This window comes from Bradyrhizobium sp. AZCC 2230 (genome assembly GCF_036924495.1).
Classification (GTDB): domain Bacteria; phylum Pseudomonadota; class Alphaproteobacteria; order Rhizobiales; family Xanthobacteraceae; genus Bradyrhizobium; species Bradyrhizobium rifense.
The window spans coordinates 8759362-8785568 of the sequence record NZ_JAZHRS010000001.1 but is presented as its reverse complement, the minus strand read 5'-3'; the positions used below and the strand labels follow the sequence as shown (position 1 = coordinate 8785568).

The following is a 26207-nucleotide window of genomic DNA, read 5'->3' as shown; positions in this document are numbered from 1 at the left end:
TTCGTGACTCCTCAATGGAAATCCCGCGACGGTGGCAGGATGCGGACGTTGCGGGGGTGGCGGATTTTTTGCGCCGGCATGTCCGCGTGGTCGCGGCGGTCGTCGTTGAGGGGCTCGATCACGTTGGCGCCTGCCGGCACCGGAGACTTGCGGCTCAGGGCATCGTTGGCGAGGCCGACCAGATCGTGCGAGCGGTCGATCATGCGCTGCGCGATCAGATGCGTCACCTTCTCGGGGCTGCTCTGGATATAGCCCTGTACCTCGATGAGGCGCGCCCCCATCACCTCCTTGCGGTACTGCTCCATGACCTTGGGCCACACCACGACATTGGCGATGCCGGTTTCGTCCTCCAGCGTCATGAACACCACGCCGCTGGCGCTGCCCGGCCGCTGCCGCACCAGCACCACGCCGGCGCAGCGGACGCGGCGCCGCTCGTTCTCATGACTGATCTCCTTGCAGGCGACGATCCGCTCGCGCGAAAACATCTCGCGCAGGAACTCCATCGGATGGCCTTTGAGTGACAGCCGGATGGTCTGGTAGTCGGCGACGACCTGTTCGGGACGCGGCATCACCGGCAACGGTTTGGCCTGCTCGTCCGGTTGCTCGCGCGCGGTGGCCGCTTCGAACAGCGGCAGCGCCACGTCGTCGGGCAGCCGTCGCACCTGCCACAGCGCCTCGCGACGGTCGAGCCCGAGCGAGCGGAATGCATCAGCGTCCGCCAGCAGGATCAGCGCGCGCTTGGGCAGGCCGGTGTCGCGGGCAAAATCCTCGAGCGAGGAAAACCGTTGGCGGTCGCGAGCCTTGATGATGCGGTCGGCCCAGTCTTCCTGAGTGACATATTCTTCGCCTCGCCGCTCTGCTTGCTTTTTCTTGAGCTTCTCCTCATCCGGATCGAGCCAGTGAAAGCCGTCGATCTGACGGAAGCCCAGACGAACAGCGCAATAGTCTCCATCCGGCTCTTCCAGCGTGCTCTGCGCGAAACTATGGGAAACATCGATCGCACGAACCTTGACCCTATTCTTGATCGCATCGCCGACGATCTGCGCCGGCGCGTAAAAGCCCATCGGCTGCGAGTTCAAGAGGCCGCAGCAGAAAGCGTCGGGATGATGGTACTTCAGCCATGACGAGATATAGACGAGCTGGGCAAAGCTCGCGGCATGGCTCTCCGGGAAGCCGTAGGAGCCAAAGCCCTTGATCTGATCAAAACAGCTTCTGGCGAAGTTTGCATCATAGCCGCGCGCGACCATGTTGCCGATCAGCTTTTCCTCGTATTGGCCGATGGTGCCGACATTGCGGAAGGTCGCCATCGAGCGGCGCAGACCGTTGGCTTCCTCGGGAGTGAATTTCGCCGCCTCGATCGCGATGCGCATCGCCTGTTCCTGGAACAGAGGCACGCCCTTCGTCTTGTGCAGCACATTGTAAAGCTCGTCCTTGTCGCCATGGTCCGGCGACGGAGACGGATAACTCACCTTTTCCTGACCGTTTCGCCGTCGCAAGTAAGGATGCACCATGTCGCCCTGGATCGGCCCGGGCCGCACGATCGCGACTTCGATGACGAGATCGTAGAACGTCCGCGGCTTCAGCCGCGGCAGCATGTTCATCTGCGCGCGGCTCTCGACCTGGAACACGCCGAGCGACTCGCCATCACACAGCATATCGTAAACCTTGGGATCGTCCTGAGGAACGCTCGCCAGAACCCAGCGCTCGCCCTTGTGCTGATCGATCAAATCAAAACACTTCCTGATGCAGGTCAGCATGCCCAACGCGAGGACGTCGACCTTCATCATGTTGAGCGCGTCGACGTCGTCCTTGTCCCATTCAATGAAAGTGCGGTCGTCCATCGCGGCGTTGCCGATCGGCACATAGGTGTCGAGCCGGTCTTGCGTGAGCACATAGCCGCCGACATGTTGCGAAAGGTGGCGCGGGAATTCGATCAGCTCGGTCGCGAGTTCGACCGCGAGGTTGATCATGGGATTTTGGGGATCGAGCCCGGCCTGCCTGACCTGCATGTCGTTGAGGCCCTTGCCCCAGCTACCCCAGACGGTGTCGGCGAGCGCCGCGGTGACGTCCTCGGTCAGCCCCAGCGCCTTGCCGACATCGCGGATGGCGCTGCGCGGGCGATAATGGATGATGGTGGCGATGATCGCGGCGCGGTGGCGGCCGTAACGGCGATAGACATATTGCATCACCTCCTCGCGCCGCGAATGCTCGAAATCGACGTCGATATCGGGCGGCTCCAGCCGCTCCTTGGAGATGAAGCGCTCGAACAGCAGATCGACACTGGTCGGATTGACCGAGGTGATGCCGAGCACGTAGCACACGGCCGAATTCGCTGCCGATCCCCGCCCTTGGCACAGAATATTCTGGCTGCGCGCGTAGTGGACGATGTCGTGCACGGTGAGGAAATAATGCGCGTATTTCAGCTCGGCGATCAGCGCGAGCTCCTTCTTCAGGGTGGCGCGCAGCTTGTCGTCGATATTCCCACCAAAATATGTGTCGACGCCCGCCCAGGTCAGATCCTCAAGATGTCCCTGCGCGGTCTTGCCCGGCGGCACCGGCTCATCCGGATATTGGTATTTGAGCTGGTCGAGCGAGAAGTCGATCTTGTCGGAAAGGCGCATGGTCTCCGCGACAGCCTCGGGAAAATCGCGGAACAGCCGCGCCATCTCGCGGGGCGTCTTCAGAAAGCGTTCGGCATTGGCTTCCAGCTTGCGTCCGACCGCCTCGATCGTGGTCTTTTCCCGGATGCAGGTCAGCACGTCCTGCAGCGGGCGGCGGCCGGGATCGTGATAGAGTACCTCGTTGGTCGCAAGCAGCGGCACGCCTGCTTTGGCTACGAGATCATCGAGCCGCGACAGGCGGCGGCGGTCGTCGCCGCGATAGATCAGGCTTGCGGCGAGCCACACGCCTTCGGCGCGGCTGGCCTTGAGCTGTGCAAGTACATCCAGCGCCTGCGCATCATCAAACCGATGCGGCAACGTCAGGATCAGGAGCTGGCCTTCCGAAAACTCCAGCAGATCGGCGAAGGTGAGATGGCACTCGCCCTTCTCGATCCGCGTGATGTCGTCGCCGCGTTTGCCTCTGGTGAGGAGTTGGCACAGCCGGCCATAGGCGGCGCGGTCGCGCGGATAGACAAAAATATCGGGCGTGCCGTCGATGAAGACGATGCGCGCACCGATCAGCAGCTTTGGCCTGTGCAGAACCTTGTCATTGTTGAGCTCCTTCCAGGCGCGCACCACGCCGGCCAGCGTGTTGTGATCGGCAATGCCGATCACGGGAATGCCGAGCTTGCTGGCCTGATGCACATAGGCGCGCGGATCCGAGCCGCCGCGCAGGAAGGAGAAATTGGTGGTGATGCCGATCTCGGCATAAGCGGGCGTAATCATGCGAAGAGACCGTGCACGTACCAGTGGGGCGGAGCGGGCTTGCCGTCGCCGTCGAACACCTCTCCCTCGTAAAGACCATCGCGAAAAATCCAGAAGCGCAGGCCTTCGGCATCCTCGATGCGGAAATAATCCCGCGTCAGCTGCTTGCCGTCCTGCCGCCACCACTCCATCGCGATGCGCTCGGGTCCTTCCACCCGCACCACCGCATGTTTTGCGCGCCGCCAGGTGAATTGATGCGGCGGGCCATCAGGCACGGTCGCGAACGGAACTGTGACCGGCTCCGGCTTGTCGAACAGCCGCAGGGGACGCAACGGCGGCTCGCTCTCGGCGCGCGCCGGCCATTCGGCCTGCATGGCGGCGGCGAGATGATGCTGCGCGGGCGCGGCCAGCACCGCGTGCTCAGGGATATGGGTGTCCTGCGGCAGATGCACAACGACGCGTTTTCCGCCGATGCGCGCGGCAATGCGATCGATCAGCGCGGCGAGCTCGTCATTGTCATGGACATGAGCGTCGAGATCGCGCTGCTCCTGCACCACGATCTCGGTGCGGCTCGCCGACAGGCGCACCATGTCGAAGCCGAAACCGGGATCGAGAGGATCGGCAAGCGCATCGAGACGCTCGCGAAACAGCCGGTCGATCACCGCGCTTCGCGTCACGGGACGTCCGGTCTCGACCATGATCGCGCGCACCACGCCGTCGGTACGGAAGAACGCGGCTTCCAGGCGTCGCGCGCCCTTGCCCTGCTTCTCCATGGAAGCGATCAGCGTGTCGGCCAGCCGCGACAGCGTCATCGCGATCATGGTGTCGGTCGCGATCGGCTCGGCAAAGCGCTTTTCCACGATGTAATCGGGCAGCGGTTTTCGCGGGCTGATCGGCGCATCGCCCTGCCCCAGCGCATGCGCGAGCAGCGTGGAGAACCGCGCGCCGAACCGCGCCGTGATTTCGCTCGGCGTGCGCGAGGCAACATCGCCGATCGTCTTCAGCCCGGCCCGGCGCAGGCCGGTGGTGATCGTCTCGTCCGCACCAAGCGCGGATACTGGAAACCGGTCGATCGCCGCGGCCTCCCCGCCATCGGCGACGATGCTGCCCGTAGCTTGCCGCGTCAGCGTGCGCGCGCAGACCGAGGTGCTGGCGATCGCGGCGCCGATCGCAAAACCCTGGCGCGCCAGCGCCCGAACCAGCGTCTGCAACAGCGCAGCCTCGCCGCCGAACAGATGCGCACAGCCGCTGATGTCGAGGAACAGCCCGTGCGGCGGATCGAGCGCCACCAGCGGTGTGAAGCGGTCACACCAATCGGCGATGTCGCTCAGCGTCTTCGCATCGGCCACGACATCGGCGTCGAACACTTTCAAGTCCGGACACATCGCTCGCGCATTCGCCAGCGGCTGGCCGATGTACAGACCGAGCCGCTCGGCGGCTTCGTCCAGCGCATGGATCACCAGCGCATTGTTGTCCTTGATGACGACGATGCTGGGCTCACCCAACGCGCCGTTGAAGAACCGCTGGATCCGATCGATGGGCAGGCGCGGCAGCCACAGGCTGAGGATACGCCGACGGTTCAGAGAACTGGCACTCATCACACTTCCATTCCATGATCCACCGGCCACACGGGCCATGACGGTTACGCAACAGCTCGACATCGAAACGCGGCGCGCCCCAGGCACTCCAAGGCGCCGCAGGCATTGAGGCCGAACCCGGCGGCGAATGCGCGGCGCGCAGCATCCATCGCGTCTCCGCAGTCGACGGCAAAGGTTGTGCGGCCATCCGCAGCAGCAAGCCGGTGACGCCGGACGACTGCGCGGCCAGCGTCAGCTTGCGGCTCGCGACCAGATCGAACTGCCTCGTCTCGCCCCAGAGCTCGAGCACGACGGCGCCGAGCGCATCGCAGGCGAGCGCATCGGCGGAGGTGCGCAGCGCGCTCTCTACGTCAGCCGCACGCACCATCACCACGCGGCGTGGATCGAGGCCGAGCTCGGCGAGCCCGCTCATCGACAACGCGCCGGTCTCGAGTTCCGAAAAATCCTGCCGCACCCACAGCAGCGGCCGGCGCACCGTGACGCGGCCCGCAAGCCCGGTGACAAAGCCCGTCGCGGCCGCACCCTGACGCCCCTCGCAAAACACCTCGTGGATCGCCGCGCGTGCGAGCCCGCCTTTCAAGGCGTGGTCCACCTCGCGGTGGCCGAGCGCGACGCGGTCGTGATGGTGCACGACCTCTGCGGTCTCGATCCGTTCGATCTGGCTGCGCAAGGTCGCAAGCGCGCTGATGCGTGCGCCGCTCATGCTCGCCGCTCCTCAAAGATTTGATGCCGTGGCTTTCAAAAGAAGAACCAGCGGCTGGCTCATTTGTTCATGATATGTTCTAATATAAAGCTAACGGCGGCCGGGGAGTCAATCGAATTGGTGTTCTGTTGGATTCATGAGCGGAATCAAAGGGATTCAATAATGGACGTGCAACGTAAGCTGGAGATTCTCGCAGACGCCGCCAAGTACGACGCGTCGTGCGCCTCCAGCGGCACCGAGAAGCGGGATTCCAGCGACGGCAAGGGCATGGGGTCGACCGCGCCGGGCATGGGCATCTGCCATTCCTACGCGCCGGACGGACGCTGCATCTCGCTGCTCAAGGTGCTGCTCACCAACGCCTGCAATTACGACTGCCTCTATTGCGTCAACCGCACCTCCTCCAACGTGCCGCGCGCCCGCTTCACCATCGACGAAGTGGTCAAGCTGACGCTGGACTTCTACCGGCGCAATTACATCGAAGGTCTGTTTCTCTCCTCCGGCATCATCCGCAGCCCCGACTACACGATGGAGCAAGTGGTCAGCGTCGCGCGAAAACTGCGCGAGGAGCATCACTTCCGCGGCTACATCCATCTCAAGACCATTCCGGAGGCCGATGACGCGCTGATCGCGGAGGCCGGCAAATATGCCGATCGTCTCTCCATCAATATCGAAATGCCTGAGGAGACCAGCCTGCAGCAATTCGCGCCCGAGAAGGACGTGCGCGCGATCCGCCGCACCATGGGCCGGCTGCGGTTGAAGCTCGACGAAGCCGAGGATATCAGCAGCACAAAGACGAAAGCAAAGCCGCAGCGTTTCGCGCCGGCCGGCCAAAGCACGCAGATGATCGTCGGCGCAGATGGCGCGAACGACCACACCATCCTCCGCACCAGCGCCAATCTCTACGGCTCCTACCGGCTGCGGCGCGTCTATTATTCAGCCTTCAGCCCGATCCCCGACGCCAGCCGCGCGTTGCCTCTGGTACAGCCGCCCTTGCTGCGCGAGCACCGGCTCTACCAGGCCGACTGGCTGATGCGCTTCTACGGCTTCGATGTCGGCGAGATCGTCGACGACAGCGCCATGCTGCCGCTCGACATCGATCCAAAGCTCGCCTGGGCGCTGCGCCACCGCGACCGTTTTCCGCTCGACGTCAACCGCGCCAGTCGCGAGGAGCTGCTGCGCGTGCCGGGCTTCGGCACCAAAGCGGTCGAGCGCATCATCGCCACGCGGCGCACCACCACGATCCGTCTCTCCGATCTCGCGCGGCTGCACGTGCCCCGCAACAAGGCGATGCCGTTCATCGTGCTCAGCGATCACCGGCCCATGCCGCATCGCCTCGACGAGGCGCGGCTGATCGAACGGTTCAAGCCGAAAGCAACACAACTGGGGTTTGGATTCTGATGCAGTACATCATCCTCGACACCGAAACCGATTTCGACGGTTGGCGCAAAGCCGCCCGCACGCTCGTGCTTCATCATGTGAAGCCCACCGATGTCACCTGGGCCGTGCAAGGCGGTGAAGCCGAGTTGTTCGCACCGCCTGCGCCGTCTCCGATCCTCGAGGTCAACGACGGCACCTTCAACGTATCAGGCAAATTCGTCGACCTCGCCCAGGCCGCCATCCTGCATCGCGATGTCAAGCGCTTTGCGATCCTCTATCGCCTGCTGTTTCGGCTGAAGGACAATCACGATCTCATCGAGGTCGCGACCGATCCTGACGTCGCGCTAGCTACAGCGATGGCGAGAGCGGTCCATCGCGACGAGCACAAGATGCACGCCTTCGTGCGCTTCCGCGAGATCGGCCGCGAACGTGACGCGCATTACGTCGCCTGGTTCGAGCCGGAGCATCACATCGTCGAGCTCGCCGCACCGTTCTTCGCCAAGCGCTTTGCCGACATGCCGTGGTCGATCCTGACGCCGGATCTCTGCGCGCATTGGGATGGCCACGCGCTTTCGTTCACGCCGGGCGTGAGCAAGAACGAGGCGCCGGGCGAAGACCGGCTGGAAGAAACCTGGCGGCGCTACTACGCCAGCATCTTCAATCCGGCGCGGTTGAAGGTGAAGGCGATGCAGACGGAGATGCCGAAGAAATACTGGAGGAACCTGCCCGAGGCCTCGATCATTAAGCCCCTGATCGAGGACGCCGAGCGCATGACCGGCGCCATGATCGCCAATGCCGCAACCGATCCGCACAAGCCTCAGAAGCGGCCGGAGGCTCCGATGACACGTAAACCTGCCACCAACGATCTCGACGCGCTCCGCGAAGAAGCTGCGCATTGCCGCGCCTGCCCGCTCTACAAGGACGCGACGCAGACCGTGTTCGGCGAAGGCCCGAAGGACGCCACCATCATGCTGGTCGGCGAGCAGCCCGGCGACAAGGAAGACCTCGCCGGCCATCCCTTCGTCGGCCCGGCCGGACAGATGCTCGACCGTGCACTCGCGGAAGCCGGCGTCGATCGCAAGAAGGTCTATGTCACCAACGCCGTGAAGCACTTCAAATTTCTGCCTCGCGGAAAAATCCGCCTGCACCAGAAACCGGCAACGCCGGAGATCAAAGCCTGCCGGCAATGGTATGAGCGGGAAGTTTCGGCAATCCAGCCCGAGCTCATCGTGGCGATGGGCGCCACCGCCGCACAAAGCGTGTTCGGCAAGATCACGCCCATCGGCAAAACCCGCGGCCGGATTATGGAGCTTCCCGATGGACGCAAAGCCCTGGTGACGGTGCATCCATCCTATTTGCTGCGGCTGCCCGATCCGGAGGCGAAGGTGCTGGAATATCAGCGTTTTGTCGAAGACCTGAAGATCGCGGCCGGTATGCAGAAGAAATCCGCCCACGCCGCCTGACGCCCTCCGCAACAGGCGGTAGAAAAGTTCCGCCTTATCAATAGTTTTTCAACCATTTCAACTGGCTGTCACACGCCGCGCGCAAAATCGGAGGCATTGGGAGAGGAGAATTCCGATGAGTGACGTTGCTTTACCCGGCTCCATCGAGCCGGCCTTGCGTAAGGGGCCAGACCTTGAAGGCGGATTCCATCCGCTGACCGGCATCATTTATATGGGAGTCATCGCTGCGGCGCTGCTCTTCGTTGCCTACAGCATCTGGGTCGACGTCGATGCGACCGGCACGCAGGTCAAGAGCATCGCCCCCTTCCTCATGCTCTTCGTCGCGCTTTTGATCGCGCTCGGCTTCGAGTTCGTGAACGGCTTCCACGACACCGCCAACGCGGTCGCGACCGTTATCTACACGCGCTCCCTGCCCGCCAACATTGCCGTGGTGTGGTCCGGCATGTTCAACCTGTTCGGCGTGCTGCTGTCTTCGGGCGCAGTCGCGTTCGGCATCGTCTCGCTGCTGCCGGTCGAGCTGATCCTTCAAGTTGGCTCCAGCGCCGGCTTCGCCATGGTGTTTGCGCTGCTGATCGCCGCCATCATCTGGAACGTCGGCACCTGGTATTTCGGCCTGCCGGCCTCGAGCTCGCACACCCTGATCGGCTCGATCATGGGCGTCGGCATCATGAACGCGGTCCTGCATGGCCGCAGCGGCACCTCGGGCGTCGACTGGTCGCAGGCAACCAACATCGGCAAGGCGTTGCTGCTGTCGCCGCTGTTCGGCTTCGCACTCGCCGCGATCCTGCTGTACATCCTGCGCAGCGTGCTGCTGCGCGCCACGCCAGCTTTGTTCGGCGAGCCGAAGGGCGACCAGCCGCCGCCGTGGTGGATCCGTGGCATCCTGATCCTCACCTGCACGCTGGTGAGCTTTTTCCACGGCTCGAACGACGGCCAGAAAGGCATGGGCCTCATCATGCTGATCCTGATCGGCACCGTGCCGACGGCCTATGCGCTCAACCGCGCGCTGCCGGCCACCGAGATCGAACATTTCGTCACGAACTCGGAAGCGGCCAGCAAGATCATCGAAGGCAAGGCTGCCGGTTACAACGTGCTGGGCAATCCGCGGCCCGCGGTGACCAGCTACGTCGCCACGCGCGAAGTCAACGGCGGCACGTTCCCGTCGCTTGCCGTGCTCGTGCGCGATATCGCCAAGCAGGTTACGACCTACGGCTCGCTGGCGAAGGTTCCGGCGGACGTCGTCGGCAACACCCGCAACGACATGTACCTTGCCTCGGAAGCGCTCCGCTTCCTGATGAAGGACAAGGAAGCCGAGCTCAACGCCGCCGACGTCGCTGTGCTCAACGCGTACAAGGGCTCGCTCGACAGCGCCACGAAGTTCATCCCGGGCTGGGTGAAGATCGCGGTCGCCATCGCGCTTGGGCTGGGCACCATGGTCGGCTGGAAGCGCATCGTCGTCACGGTCGGCGAGAAGATCGGCAAGACGCACCTGACCTACGCGCAGGGCGCCTGCGCCGAGATCACGGCGGCTGCCACCATCGCCGCCGCCGACATCTACGGCCTGCCGGTGTCGACCACCCACGTGCTGTCGTCAGGCATCGCGGGCACGATGGCTGCCAATGGTTCGGGTCTGCAATGGGCCACGATCCGCAACATCGCCATGGCCTGGGTGCTGACCCTGCCGGCCGCGATGATCATCTCGGGCTCGCTGTACTATTTCTTCTCTCACGTCTTTTGAGAGATCGCCCCTCGCTGACGTCAAAGGGCCCGTGCGATGCACGGGCCCTTTTTCATTTCTGCTCTGGCATCGAGGTTCAGGACGCCGCGAGCTGTTCCTCGACCAGCTTGACCCAATACGACGTGCCGAACACGATCGCCTCGTCGTTGAAATTGTAGGCGGGGTGATGCAGGCCGGCGCTGTCGCCGTTGCCGCAGAAGATGAACGCGCCGGGGCGCGCTTCCAGCATGTAGGCAAAGTCCTCGCCGCCCATCAGCGGCGACATCTCCAGCACATTGGCATCGCCAGCGACCTGCTTGGCGATGCGCGACGCGATCTCGGTCTCCGCCGCGTGATTGTTCACCACGGGATAGTTGCGCTTGTAGTGCAGATCGATCTTGGCGCCGGTGATCTGGGCGACGCCCGCCACGACTTCGCGCACGCGCTTCTCGACCAGCTTGCGCACCTCCGGCGTCAGCGTGCGGATGGTGCCCCGCAGAATCGCGGTTTGCGGAATGACGTTGCGGGCGTTGCCGGCGTGGAACTCGCAGATCGAGATCACGGCCGATTCCAAGGGATCGACGCTGCGCGCGACGATCGACTGCAACGCGGTGATCAGTTGCGCGCCGACCAGAACGGAATCCACGCATTTGTGCGGACGTGCGGCGTGGCCGCCGAGGCCCTCGATCATGAGGTCGACCTCGTCGGTCGCCGCCATGATCGGGCCGGGCCGGATCGCGAACGAGCCGATCGGAATGCCAGGGCCGTTGTGCATGCCGTAGACCTGCTCGATGCCGAAGCGCTCCATCATGCCGTCCTTGACCATGGCCGCGCCACCGGCGCCGCCCTCCTCGGCCGGCTGGAAGATCACGACGGCATCGCCGGCGAAGTTGCGGGTCTCGGCGAGATAGCGCGCGGCGCCGAGCAGCATCGCGGTGTGGCCGTCATGGCCGCAGGCGTGCATCTTGCCCGGAGTTTTGGAGGCGTAAGGCAGGTTGGTCTGCTCATCGACGGGCAGCGCGTCCATGTCGGCCCGCATGCCGATCACCTTGAGCCCCTCGCCGGCCGGCTTGTTGCCCTTGATCACGCCCACCACGCCGGTCTGGCCGATGCCGGTCACGACCTCGTCGCAACCGAACTCGCGCAGGCGATCCGCGACGAATGCTGCGGTGCGGTGGACATCATACAGCAGCTCGGGGTGCTGGTGGATGTCCCGCCGCCAAGCCTGGATATCGGGTTGAAGGTCGGCGACGCGGTTCACGATGGGCATGGAGGGGTCTCGAGCTTTGTTGAAATTGCAGGCCTGTCTACCATGCAAGCACCAGTCCACCCAACTGCCGGGGATCGGGTCTAGCTCTGCCGATGCGGCATGGCCGGACTTGTCCCGGTCGTCTCCGTCTGCCTATTAGGACGGAACGTTAAGGGACCATCCGGGTGGAAGCAGAATGCCAAGGCGGCTTGAAGGTGAGTTTGACTACATTGTCGTGGGCGCCGGAACGGCCGGCTGCATCGTTGCCAACCGGCTGTCGGCCGATCCTAAGAACCGCGTCCTCATTCTCGAGGCCGGCGGGGACGACAACTGGATCTGGTTCCATATTCCGGTCGGCTATCTCTTCGCGATCGGCAATCCGCGCTCCGACTGGCTGTTCAAGACCGAGGCCGAGCCGGGGCTGAACGGCCGCGCGCTCGCCTATCCCCGCGGCAAGGTGATCGGCGGCTCTTCGGCGATCAACGCCATGATCTCGATGCGCGGCCAGGCCGCCGATTACGATCACTGGCGCCAGCTCGGCATGACCGGCTGGGGCTATGATGACGTGCTGCCGCTGTTCAAACGGCTCGAGGATCACTTCCTGGGTGCAAGCGAGCATCACGGCGCCGGCGGCGGCTGGCGCATCGAGGCGCCGCGACTGTCCTGGGACGTTCTCGATGCCGTTGGTGATGCCGCCGAGGAAATGGGCATCAAGCGCATCCCGGATTTCAACACCGGCGACAACGAAGGCACGAGCTATTTCCACGTCAACCAGAAGCGCGGCCGGCGCTGGTCGTCTGCGCGCGGCTTCCTCAAGCCGGCGCTGAACCGGTCGAACCTGCGGCTCGAGAAGAATGTGCTGGTCGATCGTCTGATCATCGAGCAGGGCCGCGCCGCCGGTGTGCGCTTCATCCGGAACGGCGAAATCATCGAGGCGCGTGCAAAGCGCGAGGTGGTCCTCTCGGCCGGCTCGATCGGCTCGGTGCAGGTGCTGCATCGCTCCGGTATCGGGCCCGCTGACTGGTTGTCGCCGCTCGGCATCGACATCGTGATGGACAAGCCCGGCGTCGGCCACAATCTGCAGGACCATCTCCAGCAGCGCGCGATCTACAAGGTCGAGGGCGTGCGGACGCTGAACGAGACCTACTACAATCTGTTCCGCCGCGGCCTGATGGGCCTGGACTACGCCTTCCGCCGCCGCGGTCCGCTAACCATGGCGCCGTCGCAGCTCGGCATCTTCACGCGTTCCGACGCGACACGCGCGCGCGCCAACATCCAGTTCCACGTGCAGCCGCTGTCGCTCGACAAGTTCGGCGATCCCCTGCATCGCTTCCCGGCGATCACGGTGAGCGCCTGCAATCTGCAGCCGACCTCGCGCGGCACCGTACGGCTGCGCTCGGCGACGCCCGATGAAAAGCCGATCATCGCGCCGAACTATCTGTCGACCGATGACGACCGCCAGGTCGGCGCCGACGCCATCCGCACCACGCGCCGCCTGATGCAGCAGAAGGCGCTGGCAAAATATCGTCCGAGCGAATATCTGCCCGGCCCCACCGTCGGCGACGACGATGCCTCGCTCGCAAAAGCCGCGGGCGATATCGGCACCACCATCTTCCATCCCGTCGGCACGGCGAAGATGGGCGCGGCGAATGATCCCCTGGCCGTGGTCGACGAGCGTCTGCGCTTCTATGGCCTCGGGGGTCTTCGCGTCGTCGATGCCTCGATCATGCCGACGATCACCTCGGGCAATACTAACACGCCGACGGCAATGATCGCCGAGAAGGGGGCTGCGATGATCCTGGAGGATACGAAGTAGCATCCAATCACCATGATCAGTCAGCGCTTTTCCATCGGCCCGGCCGGCGCAGAGATCGCCATGTTGCAATGGGGCGACAGCGGCAAACCGCCCGCCCTGCTCGTGCACGGCACCGGCTTCGTCGCCGACGTCTGGAACGAGGTCGCGCGCGATCTCGCAGCGACCTACACCGTCTACGGGCTCGATCGCCGCGGCCACGGCGCCAGCCACAAGCCCCGCGCTTATCACTTTGCGGACTATGCCGACGACATCTGCCGGGTGATCGGCGCGCTGGGCTTGCGCGATGTCTACGGCATCGGCCACAGCGCGGGCGCAACCGATCTGTTGCTGGCAGCGAAGCTGCTGCCGGGATGCTTCACGCGCCTGTTCGTGATGGAGCCGACCGTGATGAACCCGCACGCGGCGCGCGATCCATCCGTGGGACTGAGCGAGCAATCGCTGTCCCGCGTGCAGGGTGCGCTGCGCCGGCAGGCGGAGTTCGACAGTCGCGATGCCGCCTTCAAGCGCTACCGTGCCGCGCCCGCTTTTGCGGATTGGACCGAGGCTTCGCTGTGGGCCTATGTGCGGCACGGTTTTACGCCGCTCGACAATGGCCGGGTGCGGCTTTGCTGCACGCCTGAGATCGAGTCGGCGATGCTGCGTCCGATCTACGAGGCGATGGAGCAGGTTTACCTCGGCGACGCGCGCGGCAATCCATTCGCCTGGTTTGGCGAGATCGCGTGCCCCGTGACGGTGACCACCGCCGAGACCTCGGGGCCGATCTACAAGGAGATGGCCTCACGTGCCATGGCGCTTATCCCGCACGCCCGGGCGCTTGCCTTCGAAGGCGCCGGCCACTGCGTGGCGCAGGAAGCCCCCGCCCTCGTGCTGCGGGCAGTCCGGGAATTTTCGGTGTAGATCCGCGTTCATCTCCTTGTCCCGGACGCAGCGCCACAGATTGCGCGCTGCCGTGCCGCGGGCTCAAACGGCGTGTGTGACCCCACCTCACGAAAACGTCATCGCCCCCCGCGAATAAACCCACCCCTCCCCCGATCACCTCCCAGACGGCCCAATTCCGGGCCAAAGGAGACGTGCGATGAGCGGACACGATCACGGGGAAGACGGCGTCAGCCGCCGCAAGGTGCTGGAATGCATGACATGGGCCGGCACCGGGGTGCTCTGGACCGTCACGGGCGGCGTGCCGCGCTCGCTCGGCATCATCGATTCTGCTGAGGCGGCAACCGCCGCCACGCCCGGCATGACCTTCCTCCAGATCAGCGACAGCCATGTCGGCTTCGACAAGCCGGCCAACCCCAATGCGCTGGGCACGCTGGAGGAAGCCGTCAACAAGATCAATGCGATGCCGGTCAAGCCGTCGTTCATGATCCACACCGGCGACATCACCCATCTGTCGAAAGCCTCCGAGTTCGACAACGCCGATCGCATCATCTCGCAGTCCAAGCTGGACGTGCACTACGTGCCCGGCGAGCATGATTTCCTCGATGAGGAAGTGAAGTTCTATCGCGAGCGCTACGGCCGCGGCACCAAGGGCCAGGGCTGGTACTCCTTCGACGCCGGCGGCGTGCACTTCGTCGGCCTCGTCAACGTCGTCGACCTCAAGGGCGGCGGTCTCGGCAATCTCGGCGCCGAGCAGCTGGCCTGGCTCGAGGACGACCTCCGCGGCAAGTCGAAATCCACGCCTGTTGTGTTGTTCGCGCATATTCCGCTCTGGACCGTCTATCCGGAATGGGGCTGGGGCACCGAGGACGGCGGCCGCGCGCTCGAATACGTCAAGGGTTTCGGCTCGGTCACCGTGCTCAACGGCCACATCCACCAGGTGATGCAGAAGGTCGAGGGCAACGTCACCTTCCACACCGCACGCTCGACCGCTTTCCCGCAACCGGCGCCGGGAGCTGCCCCATCGCCCGGACCGATGAAGGTCGAGGACGCCAAGCTCCGCTCGATGCTCGGGGTCGCCAGCATCAACTTCAAGCAGAACGAGCAGCGGCTCGCGATCATCGACACGCCGCTGCAGGGTTGATTCAGGGCTGAACGGAAGCTGACAATGAAGACACTCAATCGCCGCGACTTCGGGGTCGCCGTGGCCGCGGCCATCCTGCTACCCGTCACAACCGCCCGTGCCGACGACGCCAACATGGAGGTGCATATCGACAATTTCGTTTTCCAGCCTCCGGAGCTCAAGATCAAGGTCGGCACGACCGTAACCTGGACCAACCGGGACGACATCCCCCATACCGTGGTGTCGGCCGGCAAGTTCAGGTCCAAGACCCTGGATACCGACGACAAATTCACGTTCACCTTCACCAATGCGGGCGACTACAAGTATTTTTGTTCGTTGCACCCGCACATGACCGGGATGATCAAGGTTGAGTAACGTCTCCAACCAAGGCATCTCTGTCTTGCCCGGCCGGTGGTCCCACGCCGGCCGGGCTCGCGTGCCTTCGGTCAGGCCCAACGACGACACGAAGCACGCAACGACCTACGAAACGCAGCAAGAGGCAAAGCGAGAGGCGATGCCCGTCAGCGACGATTTCCAGAAGGCGCAGCGCTTCCGTGAGGCGGCGCTCCCCTATCTCGACGACGTCTACACGCTCGCACGCTACCTGCTGCGCGACGCCTCCGACGCGGAGGACGCGGTGCAGGAATGCTATTTGCGCGCGCTCAAGCACTTCGACAGCTATCGCGGCCCGGCGATGAAGCCGTGGCTGTTCGCGATCCTGCGCAATGTCTGCAACGCCGAATACGCCAGACGCGCGCACTCGCACGCCGCGATCGAGGACACGCCCGGCGCCGCCGACCAGACCCCGATGTGGCAGGAAAACGAGGCGGGCCCGGAGACCGAGGTGCTGCGCAGCCGCGACGCCGGCGCCATTCGCAAGATGATCGACGCGCTCGCCGAGCCGTTCAAGGAAACCTTCGTGCTGCGGGAGATCAACAACCTGTCCTATCGTGAAATTGCAGAAACTGTCGGTGCCCCCGTCGGCACCGTGATGTCCCGCCTCGCCCGCGCTCGCGCCATGCTGCGCGCGGCCTGGACGGCGGAAGAGGAGCACTCGAAATGACCTGCGACGAAGCACAAATCCTGCTTCACGCGCTGCTCGACAACGAGCTCGATGCCGGCCATGCGCGCGAGGTCGAAGCCCATATCGCCAGCTGCCCGGCCTGCGCGGCCGAGTTGGCGGCACAACGCGAGATGAAGCGCGTGCTGGCCGACACCAAGCTGCGCTACAGCGCTCCCGCTGGCCTCCGCGCCCGTATCGAAGCGTCGATGCCGCAAGCGCGGCCGCAGCCCAGCCGACGTTCGGTGCTGCGCGGTTTCGCGATGGGTTCGGCGGTCTCGGCCCTCGCCGCCTCAGGCGTCGTCGCCGTCGTTCTGCGTCAGGACGACCAGCAGCGCGTCCTCTCGGAGGTTGTCTCCGCGCATCTGCGCTCGCTCCAGGCCGGCCACCTCATTGACGTGGTCTCGACCGACCAGCACACCGTCAAACCATGGTTCAACGGCAAGCTCGATGTCGCCCCGCCCGTGATCGACCTCACCGCGCAAGGTTTTACGCTGGTCGGCGGCCGGCTCGACTATGTCGATGCGCGCGCGATTGGGGCGGTGGTCTACCGGCGCCGGCAGCACATCATCAATTTGTTCGTGTCGCAGACCGCGAGCACCGAGCATCGACCGCCGAAGACCCAGACCATGCAGGGGTTCAACTGCCGCCGCTGGGGCGAGCGCGGCCTGAACTTCTGGGCCGTCAGCGATATCGGCGGCGACGAGCTCACCGAGTTCGTCGACAAGTTCGAGGCGGCGATGAAGGCGAATGTGGAGGGATAGCGTTGCTGCGTCGTCATTGCGAGGAGCGTTAGCGACGAAGCAATCCAGGTTACCCCCGCGGAGACAGTCTGGATTGCTTCGCTTCGCTCGCAATGACGAATGCCGAGAGGCCTCGGCAAGTGATCAGGCCGACCTTCGCACCGCGTTATCCACCAGCGTCTTGCCAAGCGACCAGATCGCACCGGGGACCTTGTGGCTGCCGGCGATGACGTCGTCGAAGGCGCGCTCGATCCAGTTGCAGTCTTCTTCGGTGATGGTGAGCGGCGGAAGCAGCTTGATGGTGTGGCTGCCGTGACCGGCGACCTGCGTCAGGATCTTGTGATCCTTGAACAGCGGCACGGTGATGAGCTGGCAGAACAGGCCCTTGTTGGCGGCTTCCAGCACGTTCCAGGACGCCCGCAGCCGCAGCGATTTCGGCGGGCCGAACTCGATGCCGATCATCAGGCCCTTGCCGCGCACTTCCTTCATCAGCTCGTAGCCGGGCACCATGCGGGTGAGCGCAAGGCGAAGCTCGGCGCCACGCTTGGCGGCGGACTCGATCAGCTTCTCCGATTCCATCACGTCGAGCGTGGCGATGCCCGCGGCCATCGCCAGATCGTTCTTGGAGAAGGTCGAACCGTGCACCACCGCGCGGTCCATCTGGTTGAAGATCTTGTCGAAGATGTTCTTGCGCGTCAGCACGGCGCCAACCGGCACGTGGCCGCCCGACAGCGACTTCGACAGCAGCACCATGTCGGGCTCGACGTTCCAGTGCTCGACCGCGAGGAAGCGGCCGGTGCGGCCCATGCCGGTCTGGATTTCGTCGGCGACGAACAGCGTGCCGTACTTCTTGCAGAGCGCGGCCGCGCCAGGCAGGAACTCATCGGAGGGCATGTTGACGCCCTTGCCCTGGATCGGCTCGACCACGAAGGCGGCGACCTCGCGCGAGGCCAGCGCCTTCTCGAGCGCCGCGAGATCGTTGAACGGAACCGAGGTGCAACCCGGCAGCAGCGGCTCGAAACCGGTGCGGAAGTTCGAATCACCGGTCAGCGACAGCGCGCCATAGGTCAGGCCGTGATAGCCGTGGGCGCAGTAGACGATGCCGGGGCGGCCGGTGGCGCCACGGGCGAACTTGATCGCCGCCTCGACGCATTCAGCGCCGGAATTGGCGAAGAACACCTTGTCGAGATAGGGAACGTATTTCAGCAGCCGCTCGGCGAGCACGCCGGCCAGCACCGAGACGTCGAACTGGACGAGATTGGGCAGATCGGCGTCGAGCACGCTTTTCAGCGCATCGCGCATCACCGGATGGTTGCGCCCGATTGCGAACACGCCAAAGCCGGACAGGAGGTCGAGATAGCGCGCCCCCTCGCGATCGTAGAGGTACTGCCCCTGCCCCTTCTGGAAGCCGACGTCGTAGCCGATGGTCTTGAGAACCCGGACGAATTGCTCGTTCAGATACCGATTATGCAGGGTGCTGCGCTGGGCCTGACGGTCCGCGAACAACTGGGACATGTCTGGATTTGGACTGTTCATCCGCTACATACTTCGGTTGAGGGCCGCTTCGTCAACTGAAAACGGTCAGCAAACGGAAAAGGGTCTGTGCGGCCTTTTGCCCTTTTTCGGACCATCTTCGCAAGCACAGCTTTAAACCATGTTGCACTGCCAAGGAACACTCATGCGTTTGGCCATTTACACCGGAATAATACTGGCAGGCGGTTACGCCGGCCTGACACCGGCGCTCGCCGCCGATCCTACCGGCGACTGGCGGGTCGCCGATGGCGTTGCCAATATCCGCGTCGCCCAATGCAACGGCAGCATGTGGGGCGCGGTTTCCTGGGAAAAGCAGCCTGGAGGCCGCGACGAGAACAACCCGGATGTCTCAAAAAAGAACAGACCGACACTGGGCATGGCGACCCTGATCGACATGAAGAAGACGGCCGGCGCCGAGCAATGGGAAGGTCAGGTCTACAACGCGAAAGATGGTCAGATGTACAGTGCGACCATCACGCCTGTCGGCATCGACCAGCTCGAGATCAAGGGCTGCGTGCTCGGCTTCCTGTGCGGCGGCGAGACCTGGACCCGGGTCGGTCCGCCTATTCCTTTGAGCGCTTCTAATGCGATGGCCAAGGGTGCACCAAAAACCACCGGCGCGGCGCCAAAGGCCGCAACCACGCCACCCGCTGCAGCGCCTGCGCCCGCGACCACGGCACCGAAGAACGCTGCCGTCGCCGCCAAGCCCGGTCAGAAGACCGCAACCGCCGATCCCGTCGGCGACATCTGCCTACTCCCTGAGATTACGGGGTTTGCCCATTAGGGCCGGCTGAAACAGCAGCACTGCGGCAAGCGTCGTCACCAGAGAAAGTGCGAGCAGCTTGCCCATGCTGGACGTGCCCGGATGGCTCGACAGCCAAAGGCTGCCGAACGCGGTCGCCGTCGTCAGTGCGCTGAAAAAGATCGCGCGCGTCAGGCTGGTCTGAAGCAGGTTTGTCCTGCCGGACCGCCACGCCACGACATAATAGATCTTGAACGCGACGCCGACGCCGAGCAGCAGCGGGAACGCGACGATATTGGCGAAGTTGAGCGGCAGGCCGATCAACACGCAGATCTCGAGCGTCACGGCGCCCGCGACCAGAAGCGGCACCAGCGTCATCAGCACATCGACGATGCGGCGCAGCGTCAGCCACAGCAACAGGCCGATCACCAGCAACGCATAGATGCCGGCATGGATGAATGCATTCACGACGGTATCGCCGGACTTCAGGATCGAGACCGGTCCGCCGATCGCGGTCGGCTCGGCCGCGAGCACGGCTGCCGCAAATTTGCGCAGCGTGTCGTTATCGTTGGGATCACCCTTCGGCTGAGCTTCGACGCGGATGATTCCGTCCTTGCTCTTCCAGGCGTTCACCAGATCAGGCGGCAGGGACTTCAGGGTGACCGGCTCGGCCTGCATCGCGTTCCTGAGCTGGTCGAACACGATCTTCATCGGCGTGACGAACACGTCCTGCGCCTTGTTGCGGGTCGCCTCATCCGAATTGGCGAGCTTCTCGAGCGCGTCCGCGAGCCGGCGCGAAGCGACCGCACCCGGGCCTTTGGCGTCACCGGCGGTCCGGCGCAGATTGTCGACCGAGGATTTCAGCGCCTCGACGTTCTCCTGGTCCGACGGCGCCGCGTCGACCTGGTCCGGGTTGAGCGCGGGGTTCAGGACCTTGGCGCCCTGGGCGAGCAGCTTCAGCTTGGGCTGCTGGTCTTCCGGCACAAAACTGTCGAGCGACATCACGCGCAACACTTCCGGCACCTTCTCCAGCTTCGCTTCGACCTGCTTGGCCTGTTCTTCCGTGGTGACCATCACGTTGATGGCATTGGCGCCGGTGTTGGGATCCTTGCGCAGGTCGAGGAAGGTCGCGATCGATTCGGCCTTCGGATTGCGCAGATTCATCGGGTTGAAGTCGAACTTCAGGAAGTAGAGCAGCGGCAGGCCGGCGACCGCCAGCAGCAACGTGCCGCCGACGACCAGCACGCGGTGCTTCTCCAGGAAGTAATCGAGCGGCGCCAGGAAGGCATAGCCGACCGGCTCCATCTCGCCGGGCGGATTCAGCAGCTTCAGCATCGCCGGCAGTACGGTGATGCTGGAGACAAACGCCACCAGCATGCCGACGCCGGCAATCTGGCCGAGCTCGGAAATGCCCTTGTAGTCGGTCGGCAGGAAACAGAGGAAGCCGGCGGCCGTCGCCATCGCCGCCAGCGACAACGGCACCGCGGAGCGCTTCGCGGCAAGCACCAGCGCGCCGGAGAGATCGTCGTGCTTGTAGCGCTCGGAGCGATAGCGGACGCTGTACTGGATGCCGAAATCGACGCCGAGGCCGACGAACAGCACGGCGAACGCGATCGACAGCAGGTTGAACGAGCCGACCATCATCAGGCCGGCGGCGGTCGTCAGCGCAAGGCCGACGAAGAGATTGACGAACACCGCGAAGATGATCTTCGAGGAATGCAGCGCCAGCCACAGGATCAGGAGCACCACGACGACCGTGCCGACGCCGTTGACGACGGCGCCTTCTTGCACGGTGGCGTATTCCTCGTTGGCGATCGGCACCGGCCCGGTCAGGCGCACCCGCGCCTGGTATTTGGTCGCGAAATCCAGATCGACGGCGGCCTTGCGGATCGCGTCAGTGGCACCCTTGCCGGGCTCCAGCGCGTTGTAATCGAGGACCGGCTTGAACTCGATGAAGGCGCGCTTGTCGGAATCCGACAGTGGCTCGTCGCTGACGAGTTCGCGCCAGGAGAAGCTCGCATTGCCCTTGTTGAGCACGGTCTCGACCGTCCCTGCGATCTGGTTGAACGGCCGCGCGGTGCTGTCGAGCTTGACCTGCCCACGCTTCACGCCGGCAAGCCCGGTCTCCAGCGCACCGGTCAGACCGCGGATCGACGGATCGCCGGCCATGATCTCGATCAGGGGCGCGGCGGATTCGAACTGGCCGGTGGTCTTGCCGACTTCCTCGGTCGGCAGGAACAACAGGCCGTTCTTCTCGAAGAATTCACCGGTGCCGAGTTGCTGCATCGACTGGAATTCGGTCTTGTTGTCCTTCAGCTTGGCAAACAGCGCGTCCGCGGCTGCGGTGGCCATCTCCGGCGTCCTGGCCTCGACGACCGCGAGAATCGTCGCGTCACGGTCGAAGGCGCGGTCGAACTGCTGGTCGCGCTGGCGCCAGTCCAGATTCTGGGCAATCAGCGAATTGATGTCGGTGTTGATAACGAAGTGCTGGGACGTGTAATAGCCCGCCCCCACTGCCAGCAGGAGCCCGAGAACGACGACGAGGGAGGCAAACCGGGTGCAGGCCCTGACGATGGCAACGACTACGCTTTGCAGCACGTATTTTCTTTCTAGTGTTAACAGCCTGCCGGAAACGCCCGCTGTTTATCGGAGTTCCCAAGCGAAACCTATTGCTGTTTTGGGTCGCTCTCGCGGGAACAAGGTTCGAAGTAAACGCCGGGAGACCGTGGCAAAATCATGCGGGACGGCCGGTATAGCCGCGGAGATGAGGCGGTAAAGTGACGAAGGGGTGAGCACAAATGTCGCTGTCTTGCTCACGCGAATTGAAGTATTATAATACCTGATCTGGACTTGGCTTGGAACCCCGAGGCTTGTTCCACCTTTCCTTGTCGCCGATTTTTTGACACAAAGTGCTGTGCCTGCATGCGCCTGGGCCCAGATGGGGTGGGCGGTTACCGCGGTCGCGACACCAATGGTGCGGATATTGCAGCATTGGCCCGTATCAGGGTGCCGCCTGGGACAATGAGCGGATTGGTGCAACTTGCGTGATGGGCGTCCAATGGAAGTTTATCTAGCGCAGCCGCGCGGCTTTTGCGCGGGCGTGGTGCGCGCGATCGAGATCGTGGAGCGGGCCCTGGAGAAATACGGCCCGCCCGTCTACGTGCGCCATGAGATCGTGCACAACAAATACGTCGTCGAGAGCCTGAAGAACAAAGGCGCGATCTTCGTCGAGGAGCTGTCCGACGTTCCACCGAAGGCTGTCACCGTTTTCAGCGCCCATGGTGTCGCCCGCAGCGTCGAGGAAGAGGCCGCCGCGCGCGACCTTCCGGTGCTAAATGCCACCTGCCCCCTGGTCACGAAAGTTCACAATCAGGGGAAGCGCTACATCACCAAGGGCCGTACCCTGATCCTGATCGGCCATGCCGGCCACCCCGAGGTCGAGGGCACGATGGGCCAGGTTCCCGGGCCCGTCCTGCTGGTCCAGAGCGTCGAAGAGGCCAAGGCCCTGGCGCTGCCGGCGGATACGCCAGTGGCCTACATCACCCAGACCACGCTGTCGGTCGACGACACCAGGGACATTATCGGGGCTCTTCAAGCCAAATTTACAGATATTCAAGGCCCGGACATCCGGGATATCTGCTATGCGACACAGAACCGCCAATCTGCGGTAAGGGACTTGAGCAAGCTGGTCGACGTGATCTTGGTGGTGGGCGCTACCAATAGCTCGAACTCGAACCGGCTCCGCGAAATCGGCACTGAGGCCGGCGTCGCGAGTTATCTGATCGCCGATGGCCGCGAGCTCAATCCGGAGTGGTTGAAAGGTGCCAGAACCGTCGGCCTCACGGCCGGCGCGTCGGCGCCCGAGGTGCTGGTGGATGACGTGATCGAAGCGCTGCGGCGGATCGGACCGGTGACGGTCTCGGTGCTCCCGGGCCGCGAGGAAAACATCGAATTCCGGCTTCCGGCCCAACTGGCTGCAAGCTGACCTACCCGAATTTCAAGCCCAGAAAGAAACGTGTAATGGCAATCCCCTTCTTCAAGGAAATGCGTATCGGCGGCTATTTGCTCAAGCAGAAACTGCTTGGCCGCAAACGCTATCCGCTCGTGCTGATGCTGGAGCCGCTGTTCCGCTGCAACCTCGCCTGCGTCGGTTGCGGCAAGATCGACTATCCGGATGCGATCCTCAACCGCCGCATGACCGCGCAGGAGTGCTGGGACGCGGCCGACGAGTGCGGCGCGCCGATGGTGGCGATCCCCGGCGGCGAGCCGCTGATCCACAAGGAGATCGGCGAGATCGTGCGCGGCCTCGTCGCGCGCAAGAAGTTCGTCTCGCTCTGCACCAATGCGCTGCTGCTGGAGAAGAAGCTCGATCTGTTCGAGCCCTCGCCCTATCTGTTCTTCTCCGTGCATCTCGACGGCCTGAAGGACCATCACGACAAGGCGGTGTCGCAGAAGGGCGTGTTCGACCGCGCCGTCTCCGCGATCAAGGCGGCGAAGGCGCGCGGCTTCACCGTCAACGTCAACGCCACCATCTTCGACGGCCATCCGGCCGAGGAGATCGCAAAGTTCTTGGACCTCACCGTCGAGCTCGGTGTCGGCGTCTCGATGTCGCCGGGCTACGCCTATGAGCGCGCGCCGGACCAGGAGCACTTCCTCAACCGCACCAAGACCAAGAAGCTGTTCCGCGACGTCTTTGCGATGGGCAAGGGCAAGAAGTGGAACTTCATGCATTCCGGCCTGTTCCTGGACTTCCTCGCCGGCAACCAGGAATACGAGTGCACGCCGTGGGGCATGCCCGCGCGCAACATCTTCGGCTGGCAGAAGCCCTGCTATCTCCTCGGTGAAGGCTACGCAAAAACCTTCAAGGAGCTGATGGACACCACCGACTGGGAGACCTACGGCACCGGCAAGTACGAGAAGTGCGCCGACTGTATGGCCCATTGCGGCTACGAGCCGACGGCTGCGACCGCCGCGCTCAACAACCCGATCAAGGCGATGTGGGTGTCGCTGCGCGGCATCAGGACCACCGGCCCGATGGCGCCGGAGATCGACATGTCGAAGCAGCGCCCGGCGCAGTACATCTTCTCGGCCGAAGTGCAGAAGCGCCTGTCGGAGATTCGCAAGGACGAAGCCGCTGCCGCGCAGGAGAAGGCTGCTAGGAAGGCTTCGACTGCCGCGTAAGCGCGCCATCGACTTGTAGCCCGGATGGAGCGAAGCGAAATCCGGGACAGTCTCTCCGCGTTGCAAGGCCCCGGATTGCGCTTCGCTCCATCCGGGCTACGGACAGCGAAACAGAAAGGCCCGGTCGCCATTGGCGACCGGGCCTTTTCATTTGCCCAGCTCAAGCTCAAGGAGAATCCGGGGGCAACGCACGCGGCGCATTCGCTTCTCTCTTTGCAGGACCACGCCGGCTCGGCCTCCCAGCAAAAAGTGAAAAACAACCCCATGCACAGTAGAAACGCGCCGGCCGAACGGTACCACGCCCGTTCGGCTAAGCCATTGCGGTATCGCGTAGATCAGCGACAAACGGGCAACGGCCGGTGATTCCGCAGCGCTGCACCACAATTCGAGGCACGCCGTCAGTTCGAGCACAATCGAAGGTCGGCGCCTCTATTTCGTATTTCGCGAATTCCGTTTGACGCGTCGGGCAAAACAGTGGCACTATGCCATGCTAGCCCTTTCCGCAAATCATTTATCCAACGCGTTACGTTTGGCCCGTCGTTGGATTGGCGACTCGGCTCGATGAAAAACATCAAGCTAAGACGCGCCCCGACTTGTGCGGCTCATGACAGCTTTACCACTTCATCAATCAAAACGATAAAGTGATAGAGACACAATCTATATTTACAAGCAGAAGAACATCATCCTAGAGTAGCGACTTGACGCTAGGCCTACGTATGGGCGAGCATCTTGAAAGCGCAGATATGATGGCAGCAAATTTCGGTGACAGTGCACTAAATAGATCATCCGTCTTGCTGCACGGACGGCTTGGGTCCGCGCTTGGCTGGCTTGAGGACGCGCCCGGTCTGGCGCTCGATACGGGCGAGAAAGCGGTTGTCTCCGAGCGGCCGGCCGATGCTCTCCGCGGAACGCAGTGCGTTGAACAGATCGGCTTCCGGTTCGGTCGCCAGCAAGTCTGAGAACTCCGGAAAACGATCGCGGATCGGCGTCAGCGCGGTCAGGCCATCGTCCTTGCCGCGCAAATGCGCACGCGTGCTCGCCCAGCGCCAGTCTTGCGCCCGCTGCACCAGGCGCGCCCGCACCGGATTGAGCGACACGTAGCGCAGCGCCGCCGCGAGATGCTGTTCGTCCATGACGACGGCACCAAAACGGCCTTGCCAGAAATGACCGGTGCGCTTGCGTCGCGCCTGGATGGTCCCGGCATAGCTGCGGTGAACGCGCGCAAGCGCGTGGCGCAGCCCGTCGGGATCGGATGGCACCAGGATGAGGTGCACGTGGTTGGGCATCAGACACCAGGCCCACACCTCGACGCCGGCGGCCTTGCAATTTGCCGCGAGCAGGTCGCGATACAGCGCATAGTCGCCGTCCTCGAAGAACGTGCGGGCGCGACCGTTGCCGCGCTGGGTGACATGGTGCGGGTGGCCGGGAATGACGACACGAGCAAGACGAGCCATGCCGCATCATGGCTGCGAAGCTCTTCTGCGTCAATTTAGTGCACTGTCACCGTAATTGCACGTTTTGCGAGAAAGTCAGAGCGATTTGTCTGGCGATCATGTGCTATGTTACCGGCTCGACGCCGCCGCGGATCGAAATAACGCCACCAACAGGGCCCGTCATCACGGGATCAAAAGATCCGAAAAAATGACAACAGGGTTTTGCCG

19 protein-coding genes are annotated in these 26207 nt (G+C 63.7%); 12 read left to right on the top strand and 7 right to left on the bottom strand.

All coding sequences use genetic code 11. The features are described from left to right. Positions 1 to 11: 11 nt before the first annotated feature. From V1280_RS41750 to V1280_RS41740, 3 genes are read right to left on the bottom strand one after another with little or no spacing between them, the layout of a single operon-like run. Positions 12 to 3386 (bottom strand): error-prone DNA polymerase, encoded by a 3375-nt coding sequence (locus V1280_RS41750; RefSeq protein ID WP_334536662.1) that lies wholly within the window; start codon positions 3384 to 3386, stop codon positions 12 to 14. Further along, positions 3383 to 4963, bottom strand: a complete 1581-nt coding sequence (locus V1280_RS41745; RefSeq protein WP_334536660.1) for a Y-family DNA polymerase — start codon at positions 4961 to 4963, stop codon at positions 3383 to 3385. The genes V1280_RS41750 and V1280_RS41745 overlap by 4 nt, the downstream gene beginning before the upstream one ends. Then, the gene (locus V1280_RS41740) at positions 4863 to 5666 is read right to left on the bottom strand and encodes an ImuA family protein (protein ID WP_334536659.1); all 804 of its coding nucleotides are present in this window, start codon (positions 5664 to 5666) and stop codon (positions 4863 to 4865) included. The genes V1280_RS41745 and V1280_RS41740 overlap by 101 nt, the downstream gene beginning before the upstream one ends. Before the next feature lie 162 nt (positions 5667 to 5828). Here V1280_RS41740 and V1280_RS41735 point away from each other — a divergent pair, with 162 nt between their 5' ends. The 3 genes from V1280_RS41735 to V1280_RS41725 all read left to right on the top strand — a co-directional run bounded on the left by V1280_RS41735 (position 5829) and on the right by V1280_RS41725 (position 10244). After that, positions 5829 to 7064, top strand: coding sequence for a putative DNA modification/repair radical SAM protein (locus tag V1280_RS41735; protein WP_334536657.1), 1236 nt, complete (start codon positions 5829 to 5831; stop codon positions 7062 to 7064). Further along, positions 7064 to 8506: a UdgX family uracil-DNA binding protein gene (locus V1280_RS41730; RefSeq protein ID WP_334536655.1), complete on the top strand. Its 1443-nt coding sequence runs from the start codon at positions 7064 to 7066 to the stop codon at positions 8504 to 8506. Before V1280_RS41735 ends, V1280_RS41730 begins: the two co-directional genes overlap by 1 nt. Positions 8507 to 8621: 115 nt before the next feature. After that, a complete protein-coding gene (locus V1280_RS41725) occupies positions 8622 to 10244 on the top strand; it encodes an inorganic phosphate transporter (RefSeq protein WP_334536653.1) in 1623 nt (540 codons plus the stop codon). Positions 10245 to 10320: 76 nt separating this feature from the next. Here V1280_RS41725 and V1280_RS41720 read toward each other — a convergent pair whose 3' ends face one another. Next, positions 10321 to 11493 carry a M20 aminoacylase family protein gene (locus V1280_RS41720; RefSeq protein ID WP_148776535.1) on the bottom strand — a complete coding sequence of 391 codons (1173 nt, stop codon included), beginning with the start codon at positions 11491 to 11493 and terminating at the stop codon, positions 10321 to 10323. A 175-nt stretch (positions 11494 to 11668) separates the two neighbouring features. On the opposite strand from V1280_RS41720, the gene V1280_RS41715 reads away from it, so the two are divergent. The 6 genes from V1280_RS41715 to V1280_RS41690 all read left to right on the top strand — a co-directional run bounded on the left by V1280_RS41715 (position 11669) and on the right by V1280_RS41690 (position 17111). Beyond that, entirely contained in the window at positions 11669 to 13288 is a 1620-nt protein-coding gene (locus V1280_RS41715; RefSeq protein ID WP_334536650.1) for a GMC family oxidoreductase, read from the top strand. A gap of 12 nt (positions 13289 to 13300) precedes the next feature. Further along, the gene (locus tag V1280_RS41710) at positions 13301 to 14185 is read left to right on the top strand and encodes an alpha/beta fold hydrolase (RefSeq protein ID WP_334536649.1); all 885 of its coding nucleotides are present in this window, start codon (positions 13301 to 13303) and stop codon (positions 14183 to 14185) included. A 178-nt stretch (positions 14186 to 14363) separates the two neighbouring features. Further along, a complete protein-coding gene (locus tag V1280_RS41705) occupies positions 14364 to 15308 on the top strand; it encodes a metallophosphoesterase family protein (protein WP_334536647.1) in 945 nt (314 codons plus the stop codon). Positions 15309 to 15332: 24 nt separating this feature from the next. Further along, positions 15333 to 15662, top strand: a complete 330-nt coding sequence (locus V1280_RS41700; RefSeq protein WP_334536645.1) for a cupredoxin domain-containing protein — start codon at positions 15333 to 15335, stop codon at positions 15660 to 15662. Positions 15663 to 15801: 139 nt separating this feature from the next. After that, complete coding sequence (locus V1280_RS41695) at positions 15802 to 16350, top strand: sigma-70 family RNA polymerase sigma factor (RefSeq protein WP_334536643.1); 549 nt, start codon at positions 15802 to 15804, stop codon at positions 16348 to 16350. Next, a complete protein-coding gene (locus V1280_RS41690; protein ID WP_334536641.1) occupies positions 16347 to 17111 on the top strand; it encodes an anti-sigma factor family protein in 765 nt (254 codons plus the stop codon). Before V1280_RS41695 ends, V1280_RS41690 begins: the two co-directional genes overlap by 4 nt. Before the next feature lie 123 nt (positions 17112 to 17234). On the opposite strand, the gene hpnO is transcribed toward V1280_RS41690, so the two are convergent. Next, positions 17235 to 18626 (bottom strand): aminobacteriohopanetriol synthase HpnO, encoded by a 1392-nt coding sequence (gene hpnO, locus V1280_RS41685; protein ID WP_334536639.1) that lies wholly within the window; start codon positions 18624 to 18626, stop codon positions 17235 to 17237. Between the two features lie 142 nt (positions 18627 to 18768). Here hpnO and V1280_RS41680 point away from each other — a divergent pair, with 142 nt between their 5' ends. Further along, a complete protein-coding gene (locus V1280_RS41680; RefSeq protein WP_334536638.1) occupies positions 18769 to 19407 on the top strand; it encodes a DUF2147 domain-containing protein in 639 nt (212 codons plus the stop codon). Here V1280_RS41680 and V1280_RS41675 read toward each other — a convergent pair. Further along, positions 19375 to 21963, bottom strand: coding sequence for an MMPL family transporter (locus V1280_RS41675; RefSeq protein ID WP_334536636.1), 2589 nt, complete (start codon positions 21961 to 21963; stop codon positions 19375 to 19377). The genes V1280_RS41680 and V1280_RS41675 overlap by 33 nt on opposite strands. A 460-nt stretch (positions 21964 to 22423) precedes the next feature. Between V1280_RS41675 and ispH the strand changes: the two genes are divergently transcribed. Next, complete coding sequence (ispH, locus tag V1280_RS41670) at positions 22424 to 23350, top strand: 4-hydroxy-3-methylbut-2-enyl diphosphate reductase (RefSeq protein ID WP_334538559.1); 927 nt, start codon at positions 22424 to 22426, stop codon at positions 23348 to 23350. Positions 23351 to 23385: 35 nt separating this feature from the next. After that, positions 23386 to 24546, top strand: coding sequence for an adenosyl-hopene transferase HpnH (gene hpnH / locus V1280_RS41665; protein WP_334536634.1), 1161 nt, complete (start codon positions 23386 to 23388; stop codon positions 24544 to 24546). A 782-nt stretch (positions 24547 to 25328) separates the two neighbouring features. On the opposite strand, the gene V1280_RS41660 is transcribed toward hpnH, so the two are convergent. Then, positions 25329 to 26000, bottom strand: coding sequence for a transposase (locus V1280_RS41660; RefSeq protein ID WP_334536632.1), 672 nt, complete (start codon positions 25998 to 26000; stop codon positions 25329 to 25331). Positions 26001 to 26207 lie beyond the last annotated feature (207 nt).